An 8532-nucleotide genomic window follows, 5' to 3' on the forward strand; every position below is an offset into this window, starting at 1 on the left:
CGCCACGCGAGGCCCGCGCCGGCGGCCGCGATCGCGAGGAGGTGCGCCGCGAGCACTCCGCCGCGCGTGAGCGCGCCCGCGAGGGAGAGGCCGTTCGCGATGGCCGCCTCGAGGCAGACGAGGAGCGCGAGCGCGAGGGCGGCGGCGATCGAGGCGGGGAGCCGGCGCAGCCGGCGAACGCCGGCGTACGCCGCGGCGTACGCGCCGAGCACCGCGCCAACCGCGAGCGCCGTCCAGCCGACTCCGTTCGAGAGCACGTCCATGGCGGGTCCGTCCGGCGCGCGCGGCGCCAGGGCGATGGCTTTACCACGAACGCCCCGCACGCCACGCGGCCGGGCACCCGGGCGCCCGGCAGGCGGCGAGGTGCGTGGGCGGCGCCGGCGCTACCCGCCGCCCTCGAGCTTGCGCAGCCGGAGCCGCTCCACGGGGCGGCCGCCGATCAGGTGCTCCTCGACGATCTGCGCGACGTCCGCGGGCGTGACGTGGCCGTACCAGACGCCCTCCGGGTAGACCACGATCGACGGCCCGAACGCGCACGCGTCCAGGCACCCGGCGGAGTTGGCGCGGATCTCGCGCTGCAGCCCGCGGCGCGCGAGCTCGTCCTTGAGCGCCCGGCGGACGGCCTCGCTGCCCTTGTTCCCGCAGGCGCCGCGAGGATCGGCCGGGTCGCGGTGGTTCTCGCAGACGAACACGTGGTGGCGGAAGCGCACGAGAGCCTGTCTAGCCGCCGCGGGCGGGCGCCGCCAGCCGCGTTCAGCGGCGCCGTGGCAACGGGCGGCGCGCCGCGCGCGGGATCGCCGCGGCGCGGTCGAGCAGCTCGAGCACCTGCGCGAAGCTCGAGATGGCGCACGGCCACCGGCCCTGACCCTCGTCGGGGACGTGGCGGCGCGTGACCTTCTGCGCCGCGATGATGGCGAGCCGGTCGCGGTACTCCTTCGAGACGTAGGTCCCGTACTCCGCCCAGACGCCGGTGACGCCGCACGTCTTCGCGACCTGCATGTCCTTCTTCACGTTGTCGCCGACGTAGACGACCTCGGCGGGATCGAGGCCGTGGTCGCGCAGCACGCGCCGCAGCCCGCGCGGATCCGGCTTCTCCGCGGCGCGCGGCAGCTCGATCACCCGCGTCCGCTCGAGCCGGTAGTGGCCGGCGGCGTCGCGCCGGCGGATCTCCGGGTTCACGTTCCGTGGGAGGGTGTACCCGCGGAGCGTGTACAGTCCGTGAAGGAGGCCGTCCAGCTTCAGGAGCCGCACCCGGTACTCGGCCGCGTTGCGCGGGGCGTCGGTGAGGGCGATGACGGGGACGCCGCGCTCCCTGAGCTCGAGGAGCGCTTCCCGGACGCCGGGGTAGGGGACGAGGTAGCGGCGGCGGGCCTCGGCGAAGGCGTGCTGCGCCGGCCGGATCACCAGCGCCTCGAACGAGTCGAAGTCGGAGTCGTACGGGTGGAAGAGCGACGACTCCTGGATGGCGAACGGGTACTCGTTCGAGCCGTGCCGCGCGTACACGGCCTTGAGCGACTGGATGATGTCGATCCGTGGCCGGCCGGTGGTCTGCTCGAGCGAGGCGACCATCGCCTCCAGGCTGGGGACGATGTAGTCCACCCAGGAGTAGAGCGTGTTGTCGAGGTCGGTGACGACGGCGCGGAGGCGCGGCACGCGGCCATCGTAGCGAGGTGGGAGCGACGCCGCCACCGGCACCGAGCGCGGGACGGCGCGTGAAGTCCGCCGGGATGTTACGATGCGCCGTGCCCGACAACGCAAGACACCACCTCGTCGCACCTCTGGCCCCGGCGGGCCGGTGGCGCCGCGCGCTCCACCTCGAGGACACCGCGGTCGGCCCCCGGCCCGTCGTCCTCGCGTTCGCGCCCCCCGAGATCGCCGACGCCGCCGAACGCCTCGCGGCGCTCGCCGGCCTCGCGGAGGTCGCCGCGCGGGTCCAGCACCCGAACCTCCTCCCCGCGCTCGGTCTCGAGACCGTGGACGAGTCCGTGGCGCTCGCCTCCGTGCACGTGGACGGCGTCGCGCTCGAGGCGGTGCTCTCCGCGAGCGGCCGGCTGCCCCCGGAGATCGCGACGCGGATCGTGTGCGACGCCGGGGCGGGGCTCGCGGCGGTGCACGCGGCGGACGCGGGCGAAGGACGGCCGCTCGTGCACGGGGCGCTCTCGCCCGCGTGGATCTGGGTCGGCGCGGACGGCGGGACGCGCGTGGGCGGCGTCGGCGCGTCCGCGGGCGCGGGCGCCCCCGCGGACGACGTCCGGGCGCTCGCGGAGATCCTGTATCGCTGTCTCTCGGGCGCGCCGCCGTCCACCCCGTCGCGTCCGCTCGCGGGGCCGGGGATCCCCGACACGCTCGCGGCCGTCGTGGACGGCGCCCTCGCGCCCGCCGCTGGGACCGGCACGCCGACCGCCGCCGCGTTCGTCGCGGCGATCGCGAGCGCGCTCCCGCCTGCGCCGGGCGAGCAGGTCGCGGCGTACGTCGAGGCGATCGCCCCGGCACGCCCGGAGCGGGCGGTGCTCGCGGTGAAGCTGGCCGGCCATGCAGCCACCGCTCCGGAGACGAAGGGGCCGGCGCGGGCGGGCGCCGCCGGCGCCGGCGAAGCCTCGTCACGGGCCGTCGTGCGGGGCGCTGCGCGACCGGCGCAGGCCGGCAGCGCCGCGGAGGTCGAGCCCTGGATCGTGACTCCGGCTCAGGCGGCGGCCCGGGGGGGCCACGTTGCGCCCGCGAATCGGGCCTCGACGCCCCTCCCGGCGGCGACGCCGTCGGCGTCCTCGGATCCGGCCGCGGCGCACCCGAACGCCGCCGCGTACCCGCCCCCGGGCACGTACCCGAATCCAGCCGCCTTCCCGAATGCGGGCGCGTACCCGAACCCGAACGCGTATCCGAACCCGAACGCATACCCGACCCCGAACGCGTACCCGCCCCCGGGCGCGTACCCGAACCCGGCCGCATACCCGAACACGGGCGCGTACCCGAACCCGGCCGCGTTCCCGAATCCGGGCGCGTACCCGAACCCGGCCGCGTTCCCGAACCCGGGCGCGTACTCGAACCCGGCTGCGTTCCCGAACCCGGGCGCGTACCCGAACCCGGCCGCGTTCCCGAACGCGGGCGCGTATCCGAACCCGGCCGCGTTCCCGAACGCGGGCGCGTACCCGAACCCGGCCGCGTTCCCGAACGCGGGCGCGTACCCGAACCCGGCTGCGTTCCCGAACCCGGGCGCGTACCCGAACCCCGCTGCGTTCCCGAATGCGGGCGCGTACCCGAACCCTGCCGCCTACCCGAATCCGGCGGCGTACCCGAGCCCGGGCGCGTACCCGAACCCGGGCGCCAACCCGGCGGCGTATCCCAACCCCGCCGCGAGCCAGCCCCCGGTCGCGAGCCCCGCGCCCAGTGCCGCGTCCGCCCCGGGCTCCACGTCGGTCCGGCCCTCGCCCGACCCCGCGATCACGTTCCCGGCTCCGCCGCCCGCGCGCTCGCGCCTCCCGCTCGTCCTCGGCGTGGCCGGGGCCGCGCTCGGCGTCGTCCTCGGGGTCGTCGCCGTTCGCGTGCTCCGGGGCGAGCTCGTTCGCCGGTCCGCACGCGAGGTGACCACGGCGGAGCAGACCGCGACCGCGTCCGCGGCGCCGTCGCCCGTCCCCGCGTCTCCCGCGCCGGCTTCGGCCCGCGCGCCCGCCGGCCCGGCGGCCGCCACCGCGCCGTCGCCATCGCGCGCGCCGTCCGCAACGCCGAAGACCGCCGCCCCTGCGGCCCCGCGGCGTCCGGAGGCTCCCCCGTCGCTCGCCATCAGCGCCGAGCCGGCGGTGGACGTCTTCGTGGACGGCAAGCGCGCCGGCCGCCCACCGCTCACCGTCCCGGTCGCGGCCGGCGAGCACGAGGTGCGGCTCAGCGATGCCGCGCAGGGCATCGACGCTCGCCGGCGCGTGAAGGTGCACGGTCCGGCGACGCCCGTCCGCTTCGAGCTGGGCCGTGGCGCGCTCCAGGTCCGGGCGCCGGCGGACACCGAGATCCTGATCGACGGCCGCCGGATCGGGATGGGCGACGCTCGCGTGCCGCTCTGGGAGGGCGCCCACCGCGTCGAGGCGCGGCGCGGCGACGCCAAGGTGTCGGAGCGGTTCACGATCCACTCCGGCGAGACGATGACCTACGACGTGACGCCGAAGCCGTGATCGGTGACGGCGTCGGGCAGCGGGGCCCGCCCGTGCCCCGTGCCCGTCACCGTCACCGGCCTCCCCGTGAACCGAGTCCCTAGTCCCGTGGCCCGTGGCCCGTGGCCCGTGTTCGACGGCCCCGTGGCCGCCGCAGCCCGAGCCCCGGCGATCCGTTCACGGCTCACGGAGGCGCGCGCGGGGCCCGATCACCTCCGGGCCCCGCCGCAGCTTGAAGCCTACTCGTCCCCGTGCCCGTGCGGCCCGTGGGCGTGGCCGTGCTCCTTCTCCTCCTCCGTCGCCGCCCGGACCTCGCGGACGGTGATGTCGAAGTGGAGGGTCTTCCCGGCCAGGGGGTGGTTCAGGTCGATCGTCAGCGCGTCCGGCTTGACCTCACGAATCGTGAACGGCACCGGCTCGCCGTCGGGCCCCTCGGCGGTGAGCTCCAGCCCGACCTCCGGCTGGAAGCCGGGCGGGAAGGCGCTGCGCGGGACCTCCTGGATGCCCTCCGGATCGTGCTCGCCGTACCCCTCCGCCGGCGCCACCACGACCTTCTTGCTGTCCCCGACGTCCAGCCCGTCGAGCGCGTTCTCGAGGCCGGGGACGATCTGCCCCCCGCCGTGCAGGTAGGTGAGCGGCTCGCCGGGGTCCGACGCGTCGATCACCTGCCCGTCCCCGAGGTGCAGGGAATACTCGATGCCCACGACGTTGCCCTTCGCGATCTTCATTCGGCCCTCCGCAGGCCTGACAGTTTGGGGACGGCGAGGCGCCTTTCCCACTCGCCGGGTATTTCCGCGATTCCCGACGGCCCGGCAAGCGAATCCGCCTCGAGGGGGAGGAAAAAAGCACGCCGGCCGCGCCCGGGAATCGGCGCGGCCGGCGGTGATGCGACGCCCGGTCCGTGCACCGGGCGCCCGTGAAGCGGCGACGTCGTGAGAGCGCTGCAGCCTTCGTGCCGCAGGCGGCCGGGCAGCTCCCGATCGAAAAACTGCGCGCCGAGGGCATCGGGGCCCCGCGCCCGCGAGGGAACTCGCGGGGCGGCACGAAACGCATGCGTCGCCCGGCCGGCCGGAGAAAGGTTTGCGAGGTGAGCCGGCGGCCTACCAGTAGCCCCAGCGCCGGCGCAGGACCCACTCCGCCGCGAGGGTGCCCGCGAGGGCGGCGAGCGTCCACCAGCGATCCCAGATCGGCACCGCCTTGCGACGACCGATCTCCACCACCTCCGCCTCGTGCAGCGCGAGGTCCGGCAGCTCGCCGCCGGGGAGCGCCGAGCTGCCGCCGCCGGTCGCCTCCGCGATGGCCGACATCAGCTCGGGGCGCGGCGCGACGTCGGCGTCCTCGGGGCCGGCGCCGCGCACCGCGACGGCGGCCGTCGCCGGCTCCGCCTCGCCCTCGGCGTGCGCGACGATCTTGTAGGCGCCCGGCCCGGGCGGCACGAGCTCGAGCCGCGCCGTGCCGTCCGCGCCCGCGACCGCCTCGCCGCGGGCGACCGGCCGCCCGTCGTCGGATCGCAGCTCGGCCGAGACCTTCTTCCCCGCCGCCGGGCCCCAGTCGGCCCCGCGCGTCGAGACGGTGAGGCCCACCGGCGCGCCCGGCTCCACGGCGGGAGCGTCCGGCTCGACCTGGAGCGGCGCGAGCGACGGGTCGCGCACCAGCCAGCGGAGTGCGCCGTTCCAGAAGCGCAGGTAGGCGCGGCTCCCCTGGCCGGACTCCGCCGCGACGAAGCCCCACCGCCAGGTCGCGTCCGTCGCCACCGCGAGCGTGCGGCCGTGCCCGACCTCGCGCACCGCGACGACGGGGGCGGGCCGACCCTCGACCTCGACGCCCGGCGCCTCGAGCAGCACCGACGCCCCGGCGCCCGGCGCCAGGGCGCGCGTCAGGTTCACGGCGGTGATCGGCGGGAGCGCCGCCCAGACCGCAGCGTTCGGCCCGTCGCCCGGCGCGAGCGCCGTGACGGGGTGCCGCCGCCCCTCCGCGGTGAGCCGCGGGCGCACCTCGGCCTCCGCCTCGGCGGTGCCGTCGAGCGGCGCCACGGGGAGGACTTCGGCGAGCGGGGTCTCGCCGTAGCGGCCGTCGCCGAAGCTCTGCTCCCCGCCCACCATCGCGAGGGCGCCGCCGTCGAGCACGTAGTCGCGCAGGTTCGGCAGGAACCGATCGATCTCCAGGCCGCGGTAGGGGCCGTACGCGAAGTTCACGAAGAGGACCGCGTCGAAGGTCTTGAGCTGATCGCCGAAGATCTCGGCGACGGGGAAGGGGATGAGCGACAGCTCCTCCTGCGGGCCGGGCTGGTCGGTGTTCGACCGCAGGATGAAGAAGCTCACCAGATCGACGTTCGGATCCTGCTTGAGCAGGCCGCGCAGGAAGCGGACGTCCCAGCTCGGCCGCCCCGCGACGAGGAGCACGCGCACCCGATCCCGGATCACCCGCAGCACGAACGACCGCTGGTTGTTCTCGACGATCGCCTCGCCCGGGAAGACCGGCGCGGCGACGGTGAAGACGAAGGTCCCGGTCTGGTCCGGCGCGAAGCGGAGCGGGACGGTGTAGCGGTCCTTCCCCCGCTCGAGCTTGACGGTGGTCTCGGCCACCACGCTGCCCTCCCGGCGCAGCACGAGCGGGACGTCCTGGTCGCCGAAGCCGCGGGCGCGGAGCGTCACCTCCACCGTGACGGTGTTGCGCACGAACGCGAAGTCGTCCGCCGCCACCCGCTCGACCGCGAGGTCCCGGGGGGCGCCGCGGCCGACCGCGACGGTGTTCACCGGGAACCCGAGGGCGCGGAGCTTCGCGCGCGCGGCGCCGTCGAGCCCGCCCTGGAGCGCGGCGTTGTCGGCGCCGTCGGAGAGGATCAGGGCGCCCGCGACCTTGCGGGTCGCGCCGCCGCCCGCCGCGGCCGCCTCCAGCGCGCCGAGCAGGTCGGTCCGGCCGCCGGTGGGGGGGAGCCCCTTCGCCGCGGCGGCGGGGTCCGCCGGGGCGACGTCGCCGCCGAACGCGTACCACTCGACGTCCGCCCGGTCCTGCAGCCGCGCGAGCTCCGCCCGGTGCTCGGCGAGGAAGGCGCCCGCCGCGGCGGCGCGGGTGGGCCCGCCCGGCTCCACGGGGAAGGCCATCGACCGCGACGCGTCCACCAGCACCGCGAAGCGGTTGCGGACCCGCGCGGTCTGGAGCAGCTCGAATGCCGGCTCGACGAGCAGGAAGACCGCGAGGGCCGCCGAGCCCGCGCGCAGCGCGAGCAGGACCGCCCGCCGCCGCGGCCGGGGCTCGCCGCGGAGCCCGCGCCAGGCGAGGGCGATCGCCGCGAGCGCCGCGAGCCCGAGCAGCGCGAGCGCCCAGGTCGGGAGGGGCGAGAGGGCGGTGAGCCGCCACGCGTCGTAGCGCGCGTCCAGGCGATCCCCCTCAGCTCCGCCGGCGCAGGATGAACGGCAGGTGCACGGCGTCGTCCTTGTAGTCCGTGCAGAGCGCGTACATCGCGACGTTCACGCCCACGCGGAAGGCGGTCTCGCGCTGGGCCTCGCCGCCGGGCGTGCACGGGTACTCCCACTCGCCGAGCTCGCTGCGGGCCCAGGCTCCGCCGAGGTCGTTCTGGGAGTAGACGACCGCGAGGCGCCCGTCGAGCGCCTGCGCCTCGACCCAGGGCTTCACGAGCACGCGGCCGCCCTGCCGGTCGAGCAGGTAGAAGGTCTTGTTGAGCACGTGCTCGCGCGGGACCGGCTGGAGCGGCGCCGCGGGGAGCACGGCGGCGAGCTCGCGCCGCGCCGCCGCGTCGAAGCCGCCGCCGTCCGAGCCGTCCGCGGCGTCCACGAGCAGGAACCCGCCGTACTGGAGGTGGCGCCGGAGCGCGGCGCGCTCCGCTTCGGAGAACGGCGGGAACGGCCCGGCGCCGGCGAGGTAGAGCATCGGGTGGCGGTGCAGCCCGGGGCGGTCGAGCCGGACGGGGACCGCGTCCGGCGCGGGCTCGATGGAGGTCCGCCGGGCCAGCTCCCAGCCGAGGCGGCGGATCGCGGAGGGGCGCGGGTTCCAGTTGCCCCGGTGCTGGATCTGCCCCACGGCGAGGAGCGACGCCGCCGGCAGCGCTCGCGCGCGGCGCGGGAGCATCGCGGCGAGGCCGGCCGCGGCGGCGCCCCGGAGGAGGGCGCGGCGCGAGAGGAGGAGGGGCGGACGGGGCATCGGCTTCGAGGGGGCGCGCGGCGGGCGCGCCCTTTCCCTGGGGCGCCTCGACAGTCTAGGACGGATCGCCGGGCCGCGCCCGTTCGTTCCGCCGACGGGGGCCCGCCGGGAGCCCGTGCTAGAGTCCCAGGGATGGCGCCTCAGACGGATTCGAGGACGGAGAAGGAGTGACGGAGCGGAACGTCGAGATCGCGTTCCTGCTGCTCGGACGGCTCGCCGTGTGGGCGCGGGC

At 76.7% G+C, this 8532-nt stretch carries 7 protein-coding genes; 1 reads left to right on the forward strand and 6 read right to left on the reverse strand.

All coding sequences use genetic code 11. The features are described 5' to 3' along the window. From MNZ27_RS22325 to MNZ27_RS24135, 3 genes are all read right to left on the reverse strand, one after another. On the reverse strand, window positions 1–263 hold a 263-nt coding region (locus MNZ27_RS22325), incomplete at its 3' end, for a hypothetical protein (RefSeq protein WP_242396280.1). 120 nt (window positions 264–383) lie between these two features. Then, window positions 384–710, reverse strand: a complete 327-nt coding sequence (locus MNZ27_RS22330; protein ID WP_242396281.1) for a (2Fe-2S) ferredoxin domain-containing protein — start codon at window positions 708–710, stop codon at window positions 384–386. Between the two features lie 43 nt (window positions 711–753). Then, window positions 754–1653 carry an HAD family hydrolase gene (locus tag MNZ27_RS24135; protein WP_242396282.1) on the reverse strand — a complete coding sequence of 300 codons (900 nt, stop codon included), beginning with the start codon at window positions 1651–1653 and terminating at the stop codon, window positions 754–756. Between the two features lie 89 nt (window positions 1654–1742). Here MNZ27_RS24135 and MNZ27_RS24140 point away from each other — a divergent pair, with 89 nt between their 5' ends. Continuing rightward, on the forward strand, window positions 1743–4160 hold the full coding sequence (locus MNZ27_RS24140) for a hypothetical protein (RefSeq protein ID WP_242396283.1): 2418 nt from the start codon (window positions 1743–1745) through the stop codon (window positions 4158–4160). A gap of 218 nt (window positions 4161–4378) precedes the next feature. Here the strand turns inward: MNZ27_RS24140 and MNZ27_RS22345 are convergent, their stop codons facing one another. The 3 genes from MNZ27_RS22345 to MNZ27_RS22355 all read right to left on the reverse strand — a co-directional run bounded on the left by MNZ27_RS22345 (window position 4379) and on the right by MNZ27_RS22355 (window position 8300). Next, window positions 4379–4867 carry an FKBP-type peptidyl-prolyl cis-trans isomerase gene (locus MNZ27_RS22345; protein WP_242396284.1) on the reverse strand — a complete coding sequence of 163 codons (489 nt, stop codon included), beginning with the start codon at window positions 4865–4867 and terminating at the stop codon, window positions 4379–4381. A gap of 372 nt (window positions 4868–5239) precedes the next feature. Continuing rightward, window positions 5240–7243, reverse strand: a complete 2004-nt coding sequence (locus MNZ27_RS22350) for a glutamine amidotransferase (protein ID WP_242396285.1) — start codon at window positions 7241–7243, stop codon at window positions 5240–5242. A gap of 286 nt (window positions 7244–7529) precedes the next feature. Then, window positions 7530–8300: a DUF4159 domain-containing protein gene (locus tag MNZ27_RS22355; RefSeq protein ID WP_242396286.1), complete on the reverse strand. Its 771-nt coding sequence runs from the start codon at window positions 8298–8300 to the stop codon at window positions 7530–7532. Window positions 8301–8532 lie beyond the last annotated feature (232 nt).

The organism is Anaeromyxobacter oryzisoli (assembly GCF_022690765.1).
Classification (GTDB): Bacteria; Myxococcota; Myxococcia; order Myxococcales; family Anaeromyxobacteraceae; genus Anaeromyxobacter; species Anaeromyxobacter oryzisoli.